Consider the following 16,757-nt stretch of genomic DNA (forward strand, 5'->3'; position numbering starts at 1 on the left):
ACATCATCCAATGAACACATTTTTAGAGCGCTTTTTTAGTCTGTCGCAACACGGTACAAACTTTAAAACCGAATGCATTGCCGGTCTGACGACATTTGCCGCTATGTCATATGTATTAGTAGTCAATCCAAGCATCTTATCCGCCTCTGGTATGCCCGTCGCCGGCTTAATTACGGTAACTGCATTGGCTGCCTGTATTGGCACTTTGTTGATGGCATTCATGACTAATTATCCGATTGCTATGGCACCGGGCATGGGGCTCAACGCGTTTTTTGCGTTTACTATCTGTATTACTCGAGAGGTGCCTTGGGAAGCGGCCCTTGGTATTGTATTTTGGAATGGGATTTTATTTGTACTGTTATCGTTATTGGGGATCCGCAAAAAAATTGCCGATTCTATACCGAATGCCTTAAAGATAGGTGTGCAGTGCGGTATCGGACTATTTATTGCTTTTATCGGACTGAAAAATGCCGGCTTGATTGTCGATAACCCAGCCACATTGGTGTCTTTAGGGGACTTATCTCAACCTGTGACCCTACTGGCATTAGCGGGCATAGTCGGTACCATCATATTAGTCGCGAAGAATATTACTGGGGCAATTTTAATATCGGTTATTGGTTTAGCCATTATTGGCGCCTTCATTCCCCATGGAGAAGGTACATTAACCCCTACTCCCGCCGGAATAGTTGGGTTACCAGAGAGCATATCATCAACGTTTTTTGCAATGGATATTATGTATCCCATAGAAAATTTTGCGCACACCTGGGATCTAATATTCGCCCTACTGTTTGTGAATATGTTCGATACTATAGGTACCCTAATAGGCGTATCTCGCAAAGCCAACTTACTTGATAGTAATGGTGAATTACCGAAGATGGGCAGCGCCATGACCGCTGATGCTGCAGCCAGTGTGGTAGGAGCAACCTTAGGTACATCACCGGTCACATCATATGTAGAATCAGCATCAGGGGTGTCAGCCGGCGGCAGAACGGGGCTCACTGCGGTAATTGTCGCCCTTTGCTTCGTGTTAGCCTTGTTCTTCACTCCATTGATGGTTGTAGTGCCCGTAATGGCAACCACGCCAGCATTAGTGATGGTAGGTATATTTATGATGGAGTCTATTCGTCAACTAGATTTTGATGACTTGCCCTCGTTAGCAACCGCCACTGTAGCCTTACTCACAATGCCACTCACGTTTAGCATAAGCGAAGGTATCGCATTGGGCTTTATCACTTATGTTGGGGTGAATCTGGGGATGGGCAAATACAAACAAATATCGGCCCTTACTTACATCATGGCTGGCATATTTATGCTGCGCTATATATTTAACTTGAAATAAATCAAAGGGATCTTACCCCTTGATTTATTTTTGGGGGTTAGCGTTTGAGCAAAAATCCGGCAATTGCAGCAAAAACTAAACTTGGCGTTATTGCACCGAGGAAAGGGGGCAGTTGAAAGACTAAGCTGAAGGTGCCAAAGGTTTCATTACTAATGAAAAACGCAAACCCCGCTAATACTCCCATAATGACCCGAGCTCCCATAGTCACACTGCGCAACGGGCCAAACACAAAGGATAAGGCTAGTAACAACATTACGCCAATAGACACGGGTTGCAAAATTTTACGCCACAATGCCAAATTATAACGCCCCGAATCTTGGCTGTTATTTTCTAAATATTGCACGTAACCATTCAAACCTTGAATTGATAATGCTTCGGGTTTGACACTTACCACGCTCAATTTGTCAGGAGTGAGAGTTGATTGCCAACTGCCTAACTTGACATTTTGTCCACGTATTTTCTTATCGCCAATAAACGTATAATCAACGTTTGTTAAGCGCCAAACGTCATCCACAAACTCCGCTTTTTCAGCGCTCGTAATCTGACGAAGGTTCAAATCTGAATCAAATTCGTAGACATTGATATCGATAAGATTATTGCGGTCAACAACCTCACCTATGCTCACAAAGTTATCACCATCCTTTGCCCACACCAGACTGTCAGATGAAAACAAACTGCCGCCAGATATAGCCTGGGTTCTTATTTCTTTGGCCTTTGCTTCGGTAACAGGTGCCACCCATTCACCAATTGCCATCACAAATAAAACCATCACAATGGCCGTTTTCATTGCCGATACTGTGATATTCCAACGTGATAACCCGGCCGATTGCATGATCACCAACTCAGAATTGCTTGCCAGAATACCCAATCCGATCAAACCGCCCAATAAGGTGGCCATTGGAAAGAACTGCTCTAACTCGCGGGGTAAACTGAGCAGCACATAAATACCAGCTGCTGTCATATCGTAACTGCCACGGCCGACGCTTTTCATTTGCTCTACGAATTTAATCAGAGCGCTTAAACCTACAAGTACAGACAAACTAATCGCCGTGGTGCCAAGCAAGGTGCGAGCAATATAAATATCTAGAATACGAAACATGCCTACCCTCTGCCAAACGCGGCTCTAAACCGCACTCCAATCGGACGACCTTTGACCACTAATGTTACTCCAATTAGCAACACCACAGCATGCACCCACCATAATCCAAAAGCAGGGGGGATTTTACCATCCTCTAATACTTTTCTGCCTGCCATCAATAACATAAAGTATCCAAGATAAAGTAATAATGCAGGGAACATTTTGCCAAATCGGCCTTGCCGTGGGTCTACTGAACTCAATGGAACAGCAATTAAAATAAGGAAAGGCAAAGACAACGGGATTGCAATCCGCCATTGTAATTCAGCAATCGCTTCAATACTGTCATCCTCCAATAGATCCATAGTCGGGATGGCGGTCATTTTACGGCGCTTTTGTTCGGCTTCCCGTTCTGAAATTTCAATTTGGTACTGATCGAATTCAACAACTCGGTAATCCCTTTTGCCCCGTTTACCTTCATATTGAACCCCTTGTTGCAAAATTAATTGCTGTGAGCCTTCGTCATCCAAACTGACTTTACCCTTTTGAGAATAGACAATATGCACCTCTTGTTCGTCGCGTTTGTCGTGCTGTGCAAGAAACACTTTGTTCAATGAAGCATTATCTGAATCTATTTCATGGACAAATATCACCGCCTTACGATTGGCCGTTTCTTGAAAGCGACCAGCGATTAACGCAGTCAAACCACTTTCGGCACCGGCTTTTTCTTGCAATTGATATTCACTTTCAACGGACAAGGGAGCCAACCACAAGGTTAAAGTGGCGGTCACTACCATCATCAATACCGACAGCACCAACATCACTCTAGTGATATACCATTCGCTGATGCCACAGGCTCTCATCACCGACATTTCACTGTCTACGTACATGCGTCCATGGGCTAACATCACTCCGAGGAATAAGCTCAAGGGTAAGATTAAAGATGCCAAATAAGGGGTGCTCAAGGCCAAAAAGCCTAGCACTAAACTGGCAGGAATTTCGCCGTCGGAGGCGTCTGCCAATACCCGCACGAAATTACGTGTGAGGAAAATGGCCATAATGACAAGAAACACAGCCAATTGTGACTTTACGGTTTCTTTAAGTAAATAGCGGAATATCAGCACTTTTTGTCCAAGGGAAAAGTCGCTTTTTTAGTGGCATGATGCGAATTTTTAAGTAAACTTAGTGTTTTGACAAGTTTAATGTATGAATGACTTTAAATAAAGCCACTCTTGGACTTGAATTTCTTCGAATCTGTCAGGCAATAGCAAAAAGACAGACAATCCTGAAAATATATTGCTGACTGATTGCTGGTCATTATTTGAATAACATAGCATCAGTTACTTCGATTACAATGAGGAATTAGCATGGAATTTAGCGTAAAAAGCGGTAGCCCTGAAAAGCAACGCAGCGCTTGTATAGTCGTTGGTGTATTTGAACCCCGACGTTTAACCTCAGTAGCAGAACAACTAGACGAAATCAGCGAAGGTTATATCAGTAACCTGTTACGACGAGGCGACTTGGAAGGCAAAGCCGGCCAAATGCTGTTGCTTCACCATGTCCCTAATATTCTAAGTGAAAGAGTATTATTGGTTGGTTGCGGAAAAGAACGTGAATTAGACGAACGTCAGTACAAGCAAATTATCGATAAAACCATCAAGACACTTAACGAAACTGGCTCGATGGAAGCGGTGTGTTTCTTAAGTGAACTGCATGTTAAAGGTCGAGATGTTTATTGGAAAGTCCGCCAAGCAGTAGAAACAACTCAAGACTCACTATACACCTTCTTACAACTCAAAACTAAAAAAGGCGAGCCCCGTCGTCCGTTGCGTAAAATTGTTTTCAATGTGCCGACTCGTCGCGAATTGCCTGCTGGCGAACGTGCTGTTGAGCACGGATTGGCTATTTCAGCTGGAATGAAAACCACAAGAGATGTAGCTAACATGCCACCTAATATTTGTAATCCAGCATATTTGTTGGAACAAGCAAAAATATTAGAAAAAGATTACGCCAGCATCAAAATTGAGTCGGTAAATGAAGCGCAAATGGCCGAATTACAAATGAACTCTTATCTGGCTGTCGGGCGTGGTTCAGTTAACGAATCGATTATGACTATTATTCATCACAATGGCGGCCCGAAAGATCAGGCGCCAGTAGTCTTGGTCGGCAAAGGACTGACTTTTGATTCAGGTGGTATTTCTATTAAGCCAGGCGAAGGCATGGACGAAATGAAATATGACATGGGTGGTGCAGCGGGCGTGTTAGGTACTATGCATGCCATTGCCGCCCTGAACATTCCACTCAATGTGATTGGCGTTTTAGCTGGCTGTGAAAACATGCCCGATGCCAACGCATATCGTCCAGGTGATATTCTAACAACCATGTCAGGGCAAACTGTCGAAGTTCTGAATACCGACGCCGAAGGTCGTTTGGTGTTATGTGATGCATTGACCTACGTAGAAAGATTTGACCCTGAGTTAGTTGTTGATATGGCTACCTTAACCGGTGCTTGTATCGTTGCCTTAGGAGCCCATGCATCTGCCGTATTGAGTAATCACAATCCTTTAGCTCACGAACTGCTAAATGCTTCAGAGCAAAGTGGTGATAAAGCTTGGCGCTTACCTTTGTGGGATGAATATCAATCACAACTGGATAGCCCATTTGCAGACATGACCAACTTAGGTGGACGTGCAGCAGGTACCATAACAGCGGCCTGCTTCTTGTCTCGTTTCACTAAAAAATATAACTGGGCGCATATGGATATTGCTGGCACGGCATGGCGCAGTGGCAAAGACAAAGGTGCGACCGGAAGACCCGTGCCTATGATGACCCAGTTTTTGATGAATCGTGCAGGACTGGAAACTGAAGAGTAATGACTGATGTTACTTTTTACATGCTAGAAAAAGCAGATGAAGAGCATCCTGCGCATTGGCTAACAGCATGTGAATTAGCCGCCAATAGCTATCGTAATAAGCGCCGTTGTTTAGTTATCTGTGACGATAAAAAAACAGCTGAAGCCTTCGATGAGCTTCTTTGGCAGCAACCACTGGAGGCTTTTGTCCCCCACAATTTAAGTGGCGAAGGCCCAAGTGGAGGCGCTCCAGTGGAAATATGCTGGCAGGTGAATAACCCCGGCAATAGGCCAGTGGTAATCAACCTTGCCAACCAAGTGCCCAGCGACGCTCAGCGCTTCAAACAAATATTCGATTTTGTGCCCGCAGAAGAAACCGCTAAGCAACAGGCTCGAGAAAGATATAAACAATACCGCGCAGCAGGATTAAACATGCATAACCTGCCCGCGAGTAGCATTAATGAGAATCAACATGGATAAGACTTTTAGTCCACAGAATATCGAACAAGCCCGTTACCAACTCTGGGAACAAAAAGGCTATTTTAAAGCCAGCGGAAAAGGTGACCCTTACTGTATTTTGTTACCACCACCGAATGTTACTGGTAACCTACATATGGGACATGCTTTCCAGCATACCATCATGGATTCACTGATTCGTTATCACCGAATGAAAGGCGATAATACTCTCTGGCAATGTGGAACTGACCATGCAGGTATTGCCACCCAAATGGTTGTAGAACGCCAATTAAATGCACAAGGTAAAACCCGCCATGATTTAGGCCGAGAAGCCTTTGTCGACAAAATCTGGGATTGGAAAGAGGAATCAGGCGGTAATATTACTCAACAAATGCGCCGCTTAGGTACTTCTCCAGACTGGGAAAGAGAAGCATTTACGATGAATCCTGACCTGTCTGAAGCAGTTCAAGAAGTATTTGTTAAATTGCACGAAGAAGGTCTAATTTATCGTGGTAAACGCCTAGTAAACTGGGACCCAGTGTTACACACCGCAGTGTCTGATTTAGAAGTGTTAAACGAAGAAGAAGATGGCTTCATGTGGCACATGCGCTACCCGCTAACGGATGGCAGTGGCGAGTTGGTGGTAGCGACAACAAGACCAGAAACAATGCTTGGCGATACCGCCGTGGCAGTGCACCCAGATGATGAACGTTATCAAAGTTTAATTGGTAAAAGCATCACATTACCGCTAACTGGACGAGAAATTCCGATAATCGCTGATGATTATGTGGATCCGGAATTTGGTACTGGATGCGTGAAAATTACCCCAGCCCATGATTTTAACGATTATGAGATGGGTAAACGCCATAGCCTAGAAATGATTAATATTTTCACGGCAGACGCAAAAATAAATGATACCGCTCCGGAGCAATATCGAGGGCTAGACCGCTTTGATGGGCGTAAACAAATTGTCGCAGATTTAGAAGCGGCGGATATTTTAGTTAAAGTCGAAAATCACAAACTAAAAGTGCCTAGAGGCGATCGCACAGGTGCGGTAATCGAACCTTACTTAACAGACCAATGGTATGTTGCCGTTGAATCTTTAGCCAAACCTGCGATTGAAGCGGTAGAAAGCGGTGAGATAAAATTTGTCCCAGAAAACTGGAATAAGACCTATTACCAATGGATGTACAACATTCAAGATTGGTGTATTTCACGTCAATTATGGTGGGGCCATAGAATTCCAGCATGGTATGACGATAAAGGGGGAATATACGTAGGCCGCAATGAGGCCGAAGTGCGTGAAAAACACAATCTAGGCGCAGATGTTAATTTACGCCAAGATGAAGACGTATTGGATACTTGGTTTTCATCCGCCCTTTGGCCATTCGCCACTATGGGCTGGCCGAAAGAGACACCGGAATTAGAAACTTTTGTGCCTAGTTCAGTGCTGGTAACTGGCTTCGACATTATCTTCTTCTGGGTAGCCAGAATGATCATGATGACCAAAAAATTCACCGGCAAGATTCCCTTTAAAGAAATATACATCACTGGACTTATTCGTGATGAGCAAGGGGATAAAATGTCTAAATCGAAAGGCAACGTGCTTGATCCCATCGATTTAATTGACGGTATTACCTTAGAAGCGTTATTGGAAAAGCGTACCGCGGGCATGATGCAGCCGCAAAAAGCTAAAGCCATAACCAAACGCACGACAAAACAATTCCCAGATGGTATCAATGCCTATGGCACTGACGCGTTGCGTTTCACCTTTGCAGCAATGGCATCCACCAGCAGAGATATCAACTTTGATATGGGCAGAGTGGAAGGTTACCGTAACTTCTGCAATAAATTGTGGAATGCTTCACGTTTTGTATTAATGAATACCGAAGAACAAGATACCGGCATTCAGGGTGGTGAGTTGGAATTAAGTCTCGCTGATAAATGGATTTGGGCACGTTTTCAACAAACCCTAAGTGAATTTGAATCGGCGATCAAAGATTATCGTTTTGATATTGCCGCCCAAGCTGTGTATGAATTCACTTGGAATCAATTCTGTGATTGGTACTTAGAGTTGTCTAAACCAGTTCTGAATGCTGAAACCAGCACTGATGCGCAAAAACGAGGCACTCGACATACACTTATCAATGTTCTGGAAAGTCTGTTGCGTCTTATGCACCCTATTATGCCATTTATTACGGACGAAATTTGGTTAAGAGTGGCACCTTTATGTGGGCTTGAAGGCGATAGCATCATGGAAAGACCATTTCCTGAATTAGATACTTCCCGTCAAAACGAAAGTGTATTAGCCGATATTGAATGGGTGAAAAGCTTCATTGTAGGAATACGTAACATTCGTGGTGAAATGGATATATCACCCAATAAACCCCTCAATGTACTTTTAAAAAATGTCAGTGACAAAGATCAGTCTCGCTTAGACTTGAGTGAGAGTTTCTTAGCAAAAATGGCGAAGCTTGAGAGCATTACAGAGCTGAAAGCCGGCGATAAAGCGCCAGCCTCAGCGACAGCACTTGTGGGCGAAATGGAAATTCTTATCCCAATGGCAGGTCTGATAGATAAAGACGCGGAACTATCGCGAATTGCTAAAGCCTTGGACAAAATCGAAAAAGATTTTGCCCGTACACAAGGTAAACTGAGCAATGAGAAATTTGTCAGCAATGCTCCTGAAGCTGTTATTAACAAAGAAAAAGCTAAATTGGATGACTTCCAAATGCAGATAAATAAACTCAACGAACAGCGAGATACAATTCAAGCACTCTGAGTTTAATCTTTTTCTAAACACAAACCCCGGTTGTACCGGGGTTTTTAGTTTCTGCGCTAGTTAGCTCAGTGCTAACTGGCGAGAACAATGAAAAAGGCTTAAGTCAGCTTATACCTAGTCGTCATCAAGTTAGCCATCCCTCGGTCTACACAAAGATTGCCGCTATTAAACCAATTAAACCACCGAAAACACCTCCCCATACCACTAACCAAGCCAAATGCTGTTTAATCATTTGTTGTACGAGTACTTTTACCATGGTTGGCGTGAGCTCATTTAAACGCTGCTCAACAATTTTATTAATATTTGCTATGAGATCGTCATTGGAATTGGATCCAGCGAGTTGCTCTTGCAGAGCAGCCATAAATGCTGGGTCTTGAACTATACCTTCAAGTGATGTTTCCATTTTAGTAACAAAGGGCTGTTTGAGGGGCTCTAAGGCTGCTTCACCTCCAAACATACCAAGCATTTGCCCAAATGAAGACTCTTTAATCACCGCTATCAACGAATCAAACGTGGGGTTTAAATCCACTTTTTTGAGCAGCGCGCCCACATGTATAGCTAAAGAAGGTTTATTATCCGTCAAGAAACGTTGAATATTTTCGCTATTAAAAAACTGTTCCATAATCAAATTTCGAATACCTAATTTGAAGTCTTCAAAATGCTCAGGAATCACGCCAGAACCGTATAATCCAGGGACTTTTTCAAATAACATATGAACGGCTAACCAGTTGGTAAGTGCCCCTGACAAAGCAAATAACCCCACGGTTTTCACTATGCTATTATCTAAACCGAAACCAACCAACACTAACAATGCGGCCAAACCATTAGTGGCAATACTTTTATTCAAACTTAATCTCCGCTAAATACAAAAGGGTGAGTTAATACAACATTCAAAACTGTGGCGAGCATGCTAGCCTAAGTCAGCCCAAATTGGCATATCAAGGTAGATATTGTTTGATACAAAAACTTCAAGATCTTAAATAAAATTTCTTTGTACAAATTAGCCCCATAAAAAAAGGGAGCCTAAGCTCCCAGAAAATCTTACCTAACCAAACCTAACTTCTTGTGAAAAATACTCTTCCCATTAGTATTGGTATTAACAACAAGGTAAGAAATCCAAAACTTCCACCGTGTTCAGTGACGATAATTACTTGTGGCTGTTCGTAACTTTGACTCTCAAGTGTGAGTAAACTTAAGTCTGCATCACTATATCCATCAGAGATCGCGACTAAACGATTGTCATAGGTGTCATAGAGTTCAATTAACAACTCATAATCACCGGGAGGAAAACCAGTTTGCAGGTCACTCTCAATAACATAGCTATCTGAACTAGAATCACCGTTGATAAAAAATAGCGAGGTAGTGTGATATTCTTCAAATACGTCACCTCTTGCCAAATATAAACGGGCATAAACTTCCGCTTCGGTATAAATAGTGTCGGCATCAAATTCCAGAGTGAATCCAGAGTAATATCCGTCAGCATCGCGATCTATATCTAAAAATACGGTTGCATCGTAAATCCAAAAATCAGGATCGTCTTCGACCATACGTAAATCACGATCAAGTGGCCTAGTTAAAGGCGCTGCCGCTTGCCGCATTTTGTGGGCTTCAGCTTTATCTAATGAAACTGACTCCATTGATTGTTTTTGAACACTTCCCGGTACGCCTTTTTTGTTCACTTGAGCTAACACTGAACCGTATTGAGATTCTGTAGAAGTAACACTGATGGATTCCGTTGTATCACTTTGCGCACTCAAGGCTGAAAACGAAGCGATTGAGAACATTAGTGAAAAAGTACTAATTAATGTAAATCGGGTCATGCTTACTCCAAAAACTTTCCTGTTAATCTGAGAATCATTGTGGACCAATTAAGATGAATAAAAGCTGAAGGGATGCTTAACTGTGTTCTTATAGCCCACATTTTATTCCGCGAACTGTGAGCAAATAACAACAAACAGCGAAAGAACTGAACGCTACTTGCTACTGGTGCATCAAATAAGCTTCGAAAAATTGACTAGCAACAACCAGTTTGAGCTTAGTTACCGCGCAAGGTATTCCTAAATTCTCGCGTTTTGATGTAAAAAACAGTTAATTCTTTTAACAACTCCTTGTTAAACATAGGCTGCAAGGCATTTTGTAATTAAATTACAATACAACTTTCATATAAAAATAAGAAAAGATATATCTTTATGATATATGGAAAAACCTAACAAACCAACTAAATCAATAACTTAGAGTCAAATGTAACGTTTTCCGGAAGCGTGTAACACAATTTTAATCAAACCTATACAGTATAAAAACAACATTAAACTGAAATTTAATTACAATAAAGTCACTGGTTAGGTAATCAGTGATTCAAAATTTATTTTATATTTATTAAATAGGTGTCCATTATGAAAAAATTAGTATTAGCAAGTTTGCTTGCCCTATCTGTTCCATTTACAGCTTCAGCTTCAGAGTCTTCTGCTGAAAGCGTAAAATTCATTGGTGATTTAGAGTATGCATCATTTTGTAAAGCAGTAGTCAACAACGACGTAGAGCTTTTCAAATTGTCATTAAACCGTTTTGTTGGCGAGCTAGGTTCTTCTAGAAAGCGTGTTCTTAAGCGTGTTTTAGCTGATAACAATGTTACTTGTTCTGGTCAATCTTTGGTTGAATTTTCTGCAAAGCGCAACGCTACGCAAATAGGTTCATTCATTACTGCACAGGCTGAATAGTGACTGTAGGTAGGCAAGCTGGAAATCAATAATCCAGCTTGCTAAATCCTTCTATAACAAAATTATCCTTTGGTAAGTAAAACTGCCATTCCTCGGTTGAAATGTCCAAGCCAAGTTTTACAATATTGACCTTCCGCCGCTCTATTTATCTCAACCACTGCTCTTTTCTTAGGCTGTTGATTATGTCCAGTGTAAGCACGACTGTGAGTAATCGCATCAAAACTATCTAAAATGGCTAACAATCTTGCACCTTCACAGATATCTTTGTCCTTAATACCTAGTGGGTAGCCACTTCCATCGATGCGTTCGTGATGTTGCATCACAATTTTTCGAGCACTATTCCATTGATCAAGATGTTCTAATAATCTTGAGCTCTTATACACGTGTGAACGCACCAAATTAAACTCATTGGCAGTCAATTTACCTTCTTTGTGTAAAATACTAAGAGGCATAAAGGCCATTCCAAAATCGTGCACATAACAGGCTACGGCAAGCTGATCTTCTTCAATTGGATTACCCGCAATGCTATTGATATAAAAAGCCAACTTTGCAATGCGATCTCCGCGGCCTTCCCAATACATAGAACGTCGCTCTATCGGTTTCATGAGTTCTCTGAAAAACAAAATGTCCATTTGTTTTTCATTACTTAACCCTTTAGGAATACCGGTATTAGCCAATGTGACTGACCGCGATGGTGTGGTTTCACCTGCAGCTTCTTCGATAACATCTGCTGCCGTGTGGTCTAAATCAGGATTGAGTAACAGTACCGCATCAGATAGCAGTTGCTCATGAGAAGCAGAATTTTCCGGGGTGATTTTCGCTACATGGTTAACTAACAGACGATACAGCTCTGGATCGTACTGAGCAAAACCCTTTTCGAAGCAACTTTCCACGAAGATTTTAACTCTGTCCATGGTTAGCAAAACCAGATCACTCATTGTACTGGTATATCTAACTTGGTTTTTGCGTAAAAAATCGAGCAGGTCTTCAACGTGTTGGAGCAACGGCAACAGAGGTTTAAAGTTAACTAAGCCTAAATCCCCTTTGATAGTGTGCACTGAGCGAAAGAGCGAACGTTGCAGCTCGTTGTCTTCTGGTCGCAGCTCCAATTCAATTAGAGTTTGCTCACTGGCCTCATAAAGTTCATTAATTTCATCGAGGAGATCATTCAAGATATCATCATCAAGATCTTCTGGAGTAAAGGTTTGCATCAATTTGATTTACCTCAAGCAATATCACAAAGTTCAATAATAACTAATAGTTATCGACCATCTGAACACGATCTACACAGCATATCTCTACTTTATTGGTTAAGCACTGCCGTGAACAGAGTTAATTTCTGAAAAAGTCGCTTATAACTAGATTAGGTTAAGATTTGGTATTAATCAGAAACATTGTATACTCACCGCCCATTTTTTATTTGAGAGTACACGTGTTAGCTATTGGACGAGTGATATTCATTTTGTGCTATTTTACACTTGCAAGTTTAGCAATGATTGTGATGTGCCTAGTGCGTCCATTTCATCGTAACAACGTGCATGTTATTGGCAAGGTATATGGTGCTATTGCACCCATGATAGGCTTGAAAGTAAAGGTCAATGTGCCAACCAGCGTTAAAAATGGTGGCCCTTTCGTCTTTGTTGCAAACCATCAGAATAGTTATGATCTCATCACAGTGTGTCTTTCCGCTCAAAAGGGCGTTGTTTCTGTGGGCAAAAAAAGCCTAGTACTGATTCCCATTTTTGGTTGGTTGTATTGGTTATCTGGCAATATCTTGATTGACCGTAAAGATTCTGGACGAGCTAAAGATACTTTGAAGCAAACTATAGACAAAATTAATCAACGCAAACTTTCAGTATTCTTTTTCCCCGAGGGGACACGAAGTAGAGGTCGTGGTCTATTAAGTTTTAAAACCGGAGCATTCAGAATTGCGCAAGCTGTCAACGAACCTATCGTGATGGTAAGCACGAGTAATTTACATCAAAAAATACAGTTGAACCGATGGGATAATGGCACTTTGCTTATTGACTTGAGCGAGCCCGTAATCTTGGATAAACAACATGACGCCAAAACTTGGGCCAAAGAAATCCATAACCGGATGAAAATCAAGATTGCGGAACTTGACAATCAAGTTGCACAAATCGACGAAGTTAAATAGATTATCTCAAAAGTATAAACAACGAAGGATAGCCAATGAGCAATGCAGAACAAAAAGAAGAGTGGTACGAATTTAATCAAGAAACCGTTGAAGCTTTAATTGAAGACGGAAGCAATGCAGAATTGCCACACACTATCGAATATCATTTTGCTCATTCTGATTTTGATGTCCTCGAAAAAGCAGCTGTAGATGCTTTCAAAGCGGGTTTTGAAGTGGGTGATGCCGAAGAGTTGATGTTAGACGATGGTGGCACCGTATTCTGCTTTGATGCTGTTGTAGAAAGAATGCTAGATATTGATTTGATCAATAAAGATACGGATACACTGCTAAAAATCGCTGACAAACATAATATACACTACGATGGTTGGGGTACTTACTTTATCGAGTAGTTAAGGGTTTTATGTGATACAAAAGTAAAAGCGCAAAATCAATGATAAATAACTTTTCGAGATTCAGTTGAGGCATTCGTAACCTCTAGTTGGCTTAATTGCTGAAGTTTCTAGTGTTGCCACAGCCCAAGGCGATATGGTTTAGAGTTCTGTTAACAATGCCGTTGCAGAACTATTAATAATAAGGAAATGCATTATGTCAGAAGTTAAATTAGTTGTTTTATACCCTCAACCAACTGATGTGGCTCAATTCGAGATCGATTATCCAGCACATATATCGTTGCTTCATGAGAAAATGAACATCCCCACAGACCATAAACCTTATACTGTAACCAAATTTGATTCACAACCGCAAAACCCATCCCCATTCTATCAAATGTTTTCCATGCCCTTTCCTTCAGCAGAGGTGTTGCAGCAAACATTGGAAAGTGCCGAGATGCAAGAGGTAGCGGGTGACGCAACACGCATTTCAACTGGTGGCGCGCCGGTAATTTTGACTGGAAGCGACGCCAAATAAATCAGGTGTAGCATGGACTTTAGGCCATGGAATTGAACTAAACCATAGCATTGGCTAGTTGCATAAATGGATTATAATGGCCGAGGGGCTTTGGGTAATGACTTAAATCTGTAACTGGGACGGGCGTCCCAGCTACAGTTTACTGTTTTACAATCTATACTCTTAGTGACTTTTCACCGCGAGCCAAACCACAAACTCCCGTTCTGGAAGACTCAATAACTTCAGTCTGAGCCCACATGGCTTGCGCAAACGCATCCAATTTATCACTCGTTCCAGTTACTTGAATCGTGTAATTTTTTGCATCTGTGTCCACTATTTGAGCGCGAAAAATATCAACAGTGCGGTTCACTTCAGAGCGCACTAAATCCGTTTTCGCGGCAACTTTAATTAGCATCAACTCACGTTCAACATGGGTTCCATCGGTTAAATCAGTAACTTTTAGTACATCTATTAACTTGTTTACCTGTTTAGTAATTTGCTCAATCACTTTGTCATCACCGTGGGTCACTATGGTCAAACGCGAAAGGCTTGAGTCTGTAGTAGGTGCTACGCACAGTGAATCAACGTTATATCCACGTTGAGAAAACACGCCCACAATGCGTGACAATGAACCTGGTTCGTTTTCCATCAATACAGAGATAATTCTTCTCATCAGGTACGCTCCGTTTTACTTAATCTCATTTCATCCATAGCACCGTATTTGATTTGCATGGGATATACATGTTCATTCTGATCTATTGCTATATCCATAAAGACCAAGCGATCTTTTAAGGCAAAACACTTCTCCATTGCTTCATCAAGCTCAGATGGATGATTAACTTTAATGCCAACATGGCCATAAGCTTCAGCCAATTTAACGAAATCAGGCATAGAATCCATATACGAATGAGAATGGCGACCTTTATAAATCATATCTTGCCATTGTCTTACCATGCCTAACGCGCGGTTATTCAATGAAATAATTTTGACTGGCAAGTTATATTGCAAGCAAGTAGATAACTCTTGGATATTCATTTGAATACTACCGTCACCCGTTACCACTACGGAAACGGCTTCAGGATTAGCCATTTGAACACCCATGGCGGCAGGCAAACCAAAGCCCATGGTGCCAAGACCACCTGAATTGATCCATCTTCTCGGTTTTGCAAAAGGATAATAAAGCGCAGCAAACATCTGGTGTTGACCAACATCAGAACTCACATATGCATCACCGTTTGTATGTTTATACAATGCTTCGATAACTTGCTGTGGCTTAATGACGTCATCATTTTTCTGATAATCTAAGCACTTGAGATCACGCCACGAATTGATTTGATTCCACCAATCCGCAAGCTTTTGTTTCTGTCCTGATAAGTCTTTTTTATTAAGTTGACTTAATACTTGCTCAACAACCTTATCAACGGAACCGACTACAGGTATGTGCACAGCAACGGTTTTAGAAATTGACGCGGGATCGATGTCAACGTGGATAATAGTTGCATGGGGACAGAATTTTTCCACATTGTTGGTCACACGATCATCGAAGCGTGCGCCTAACGCAAAAATACAATCGGCGTTGTGCATCGTTTTATTAGCTTCAAGAGTACCATGCATACCCAACATGCCAACGAACTGCTCATGTACGCTTGAGAACGCTCCCAAGCCCATTAACGTCGAAGTTACAGGGGCATTAAGTTTCTCAGCCAACTCAGTAATTAATGCAGAGGCTTCAGAGGTAATTGCACCACCACCAACATAAAGCACAGGTCTTTTTGCACTAACTAAAGTATCAACAGTTTTTCTAATCTGTTTACTGTGTCCTTTCAACGTTGGGTTGTAAGAACGCATAGTCACATCAGAAGGATATTCATAAGGATGAGATTCAAGCACATTCACTAAATCTTTTGGCAAATCAACAACCACAGGACCTGGACGGCCGGTATTAGCGATGTAGTATGCTTTAGCGATGGCCATAGGAATATCGATTGCTCGTTTAACCAAAAAACTATGCTTTACGATTGGACGTGAACAACCCACCATATCAGTTTCTTGGAATGCATCTTCACCTATGTGCATTGAAGGCACCTGACCAGACAACACAACCATAGGAATTGAGTCCATATAAGCAGTGGCAATACCGGTAATTGTATTGGTTGCTCCGGGTCCCGATGTCACTAAAACAGTACCAGTTTTTCCTGTAGAGCGAGCATAACCATCAGCCATATGGGCTGCGGCTTGTTCGTGGCGGACGAGTACATGCTTGACGTCATCTTGTGCATACAAAGCATCATAAATGTCGAGAACGGCACCACCAGGGTATCCGAACACATGCGTAACTCCAGAATCTTTAAGGGCGCGAACTACCATAGCTGCACCTGACATCATTTCCACCAGACATCCTCCTGTGTAATTAATTAGTGACTGTTAGATTTATAGAGGGACTATACGTGACAGATTAGGAAGATAAAACAGCAAAACGGCATAAAGTGAGATA

General features: G+C 41.9%; 15 protein-coding genes. 8 read left to right on the top strand and 7 right to left on the bottom strand.

What is annotated here, in order from left to right:
• Positions 1–10 precede the first annotated feature (10 nt).
• The gene (locus KO530_RS12440) at positions 11–1,339 is read left to right on the top strand and encodes an NCS2 family permease (RefSeq protein ID WP_216048767.1); all 1,329 of its coding nucleotides are present in this window, start codon (positions 11–13) and stop codon (positions 1,337–1,339) included.
• Positions 1,340–1,376: 37 nt separating this feature from the next.
• Here KO530_RS12440 and lptG read toward each other — a convergent pair whose 3' ends face one another.
• Together lptG and lptF are read right to left on the bottom strand one after the other, a co-directional pair.
• Positions 1,377–2,438 carry an LPS export ABC transporter permease LptG gene (gene lptG / locus KO530_RS12445; protein WP_216048768.1) on the bottom strand — a complete coding sequence of 354 codons (1,062 nt, stop codon included), beginning with the start codon at positions 2,436–2,438 and terminating at the stop codon, positions 1,377–1,379.
• 2 nt (positions 2,439–2,440) lie between these two features.
• Positions 2,441–3,538, bottom strand: coding sequence for an LPS export ABC transporter permease LptF (lptF, locus tag KO530_RS12450; RefSeq protein ID WP_216048769.1), 1,098 nt, complete (start codon positions 3,536–3,538; stop codon positions 2,441–2,443).
• A gap of 243 nt (positions 3,539–3,781) precedes the next feature.
• On the opposite strand from lptF, the gene pepA reads away from it, so the two are divergent.
• The 3 genes from pepA to KO530_RS12465 are packed head-to-tail and all read left to right on the top strand — an operon-like array spanning position 3,782 to position 8,503.
• Positions 3,782–5,287: a leucyl aminopeptidase gene (gene pepA / locus KO530_RS12455; protein WP_216048770.1), complete on the top strand. Its 1,506-nt coding sequence runs from the start codon at positions 3,782–3,784 to the stop codon at positions 5,285–5,287.
• On the top strand, positions 5,287–5,745 hold the full coding sequence (locus KO530_RS12460; protein WP_216048771.1) for a DNA polymerase III subunit chi: 459 nt from the start codon (positions 5,287–5,289) through the stop codon (positions 5,743–5,745). Before pepA ends, KO530_RS12460 begins: the two co-directional genes overlap by 1 nt.
• Positions 5,738–8,503 (top strand): valine--tRNA ligase, encoded by a 2,766-nt coding sequence (locus KO530_RS12465; RefSeq protein ID WP_216048772.1) that lies wholly within the window; start codon positions 5,738–5,740, stop codon positions 8,501–8,503. Before KO530_RS12460 ends, KO530_RS12465 begins: the two co-directional genes overlap by 8 nt.
• A gap of 145 nt (positions 8,504–8,648) precedes the next feature.
• Here the strand turns inward: KO530_RS12465 and KO530_RS12470 are convergent, their stop codons facing one another.
• Positions 8,649–9,350, bottom strand: coding sequence for a DUF445 family protein (locus KO530_RS12470; protein ID WP_216048773.1), 702 nt, complete (start codon positions 9,348–9,350; stop codon positions 8,649–8,651).
• A 208-nt stretch (positions 9,351–9,558) separates the two neighbouring features.
• The gene (locus KO530_RS12475) at positions 9,559–10,323 is read right to left on the bottom strand and encodes a choice-of-anchor H family protein (protein WP_216048774.1); all 765 of its coding nucleotides are present in this window, start codon (positions 10,321–10,323) and stop codon (positions 9,559–9,561) included.
• Positions 10,324–10,896: 573 nt separating this feature from the next.
• Here KO530_RS12475 and KO530_RS12480 point away from each other — a divergent pair.
• Positions 10,897–11,220 carry a DUF3718 domain-containing protein gene (locus KO530_RS12480; protein WP_216048775.1) on the top strand — a complete coding sequence of 108 codons (324 nt, stop codon included), beginning with the start codon at positions 10,897–10,899 and terminating at the stop codon, positions 11,218–11,220.
• Between the two features lie 62 nt (positions 11,221–11,282).
• Here the strand turns inward: KO530_RS12480 and KO530_RS12485 are convergent, their stop codons facing one another.
• The gene (locus tag KO530_RS12485; protein ID WP_216048776.1) at positions 11,283–12,431 is read right to left on the bottom strand and encodes an HD-GYP domain-containing protein; all 1,149 of its coding nucleotides are present in this window, start codon (positions 12,429–12,431) and stop codon (positions 11,283–11,285) included.
• A gap of 221 nt (positions 12,432–12,652) precedes the next feature.
• On the opposite strand from KO530_RS12485, the gene KO530_RS12490 reads away from it, so the two are divergent.
• The 3 genes from KO530_RS12490 (at position 12,653) to KO530_RS12500 (ending at position 14,284) form a co-directional block, all read left to right on the top strand.
• The gene (locus KO530_RS12490; RefSeq protein WP_216048777.1) at positions 12,653–13,378 is read left to right on the top strand and encodes a 1-acylglycerol-3-phosphate O-acyltransferase; all 726 of its coding nucleotides are present in this window, start codon (positions 12,653–12,655) and stop codon (positions 13,376–13,378) included.
• Positions 13,379–13,413: 35 nt separating this feature from the next.
• A complete protein-coding gene (rraB, locus tag KO530_RS12495; protein WP_216048778.1) occupies positions 13,414–13,767 on the top strand; it encodes a ribonuclease E inhibitor RraB in 354 nt (117 codons plus the stop codon).
• 196 nt (positions 13,768–13,963) lie between these two features.
• Entirely contained in the window at positions 13,964–14,284 is a 321-nt protein-coding gene (locus KO530_RS12500; RefSeq protein WP_216048779.1) for an EthD family reductase, read from the top strand.
• 154 nt (positions 14,285–14,438) lie between these two features.
• On the opposite strand, the gene ilvN is transcribed toward KO530_RS12500, so the two are convergent.
• Complete coding sequence (gene ilvN, locus KO530_RS12505; protein ID WP_216048780.1) at positions 14,439–14,936, bottom strand: acetolactate synthase small subunit; 498 nt, start codon at positions 14,934–14,936, stop codon at positions 14,439–14,441.
• Positions 14,936–16,654 (bottom strand): acetolactate synthase 3 large subunit, encoded by a 1,719-nt coding sequence (locus KO530_RS12510; protein ID WP_216048781.1) that lies wholly within the window; start codon positions 16,652–16,654, stop codon positions 14,936–14,938. The genes ilvN and KO530_RS12510 overlap by 1 nt, the downstream gene beginning before the upstream one ends.
• Positions 16,655–16,757 lie beyond the last annotated feature (103 nt).

Source organism: Aliiglaciecola lipolytica, assembly GCF_018860635.1.
GTDB classification, from domain to species: Bacteria; Pseudomonadota; Gammaproteobacteria; order Enterobacterales; family Alteromonadaceae; genus Aliiglaciecola; species Aliiglaciecola lipolytica_A.

What these genes read in the sequence shown, in the direction of transcription:
- KO530_RS12440 (WP_216048767.1), top strand. Translation starts at nt 11, where the DNA reads ATGAACACATTTTTAGAGCGCTTTTTTAGTCTGTCGCAACACGGTACA.
- lptG (WP_216048768.1), bottom strand. Translation starts at nt 2,438, where the DNA reads ATGTTTCGTATTCTAGATATTTATATTGCTCGCACCTTGCTTGGCACC.
- pepA (WP_216048770.1), top strand. Translation starts at nt 3,782, where the DNA reads ATGGAATTTAGCGTAAAAAGCGGTAGCCCTGAAAAGCAACGCAGCGCT.
- KO530_RS12460 (WP_216048771.1), top strand. Translation starts at nt 5,287, where the DNA reads ATGACTGATGTTACTTTTTACATGCTAGAAAAAGCAGATGAAGAGCAT.
- KO530_RS12465 (WP_216048772.1), top strand. Translation starts at nt 5,738, where the DNA reads ATGGATAAGACTTTTAGTCCACAGAATATCGAACAAGCCCGTTACCAA.
- KO530_RS12475 (WP_216048774.1), bottom strand. Translation starts at nt 10,323, where the DNA reads ATGACCCGATTTACATTAATTAGTACTTTTTCACTAATGTTCTCAATC.
- KO530_RS12480 (WP_216048775.1), top strand. Translation starts at nt 10,897, where the DNA reads ATGAAAAAATTAGTATTAGCAAGTTTGCTTGCCCTATCTGTTCCATTT.
- KO530_RS12485 (WP_216048776.1), bottom strand. Translation starts at nt 12,431, where the DNA reads ATGCAAACCTTTACTCCAGAAGATCTTGATGATGATATCTTGAATGAT.
- rraB (WP_216048778.1), top strand. Translation starts at nt 13,414, where the DNA reads ATGAGCAATGCAGAACAAAAAGAAGAGTGGTACGAATTTAATCAAGAA.
- KO530_RS12500 (WP_216048779.1), top strand. Translation starts at nt 13,964, where the DNA reads ATGTCAGAAGTTAAATTAGTTGTTTTATACCCTCAACCAACTGATGTG.
- ilvN (WP_216048780.1), bottom strand. Translation starts at nt 14,936, where the DNA reads ATGAGAAGAATTATCTCTGTATTGATGGAAAACGAACCAGGTTCATTG.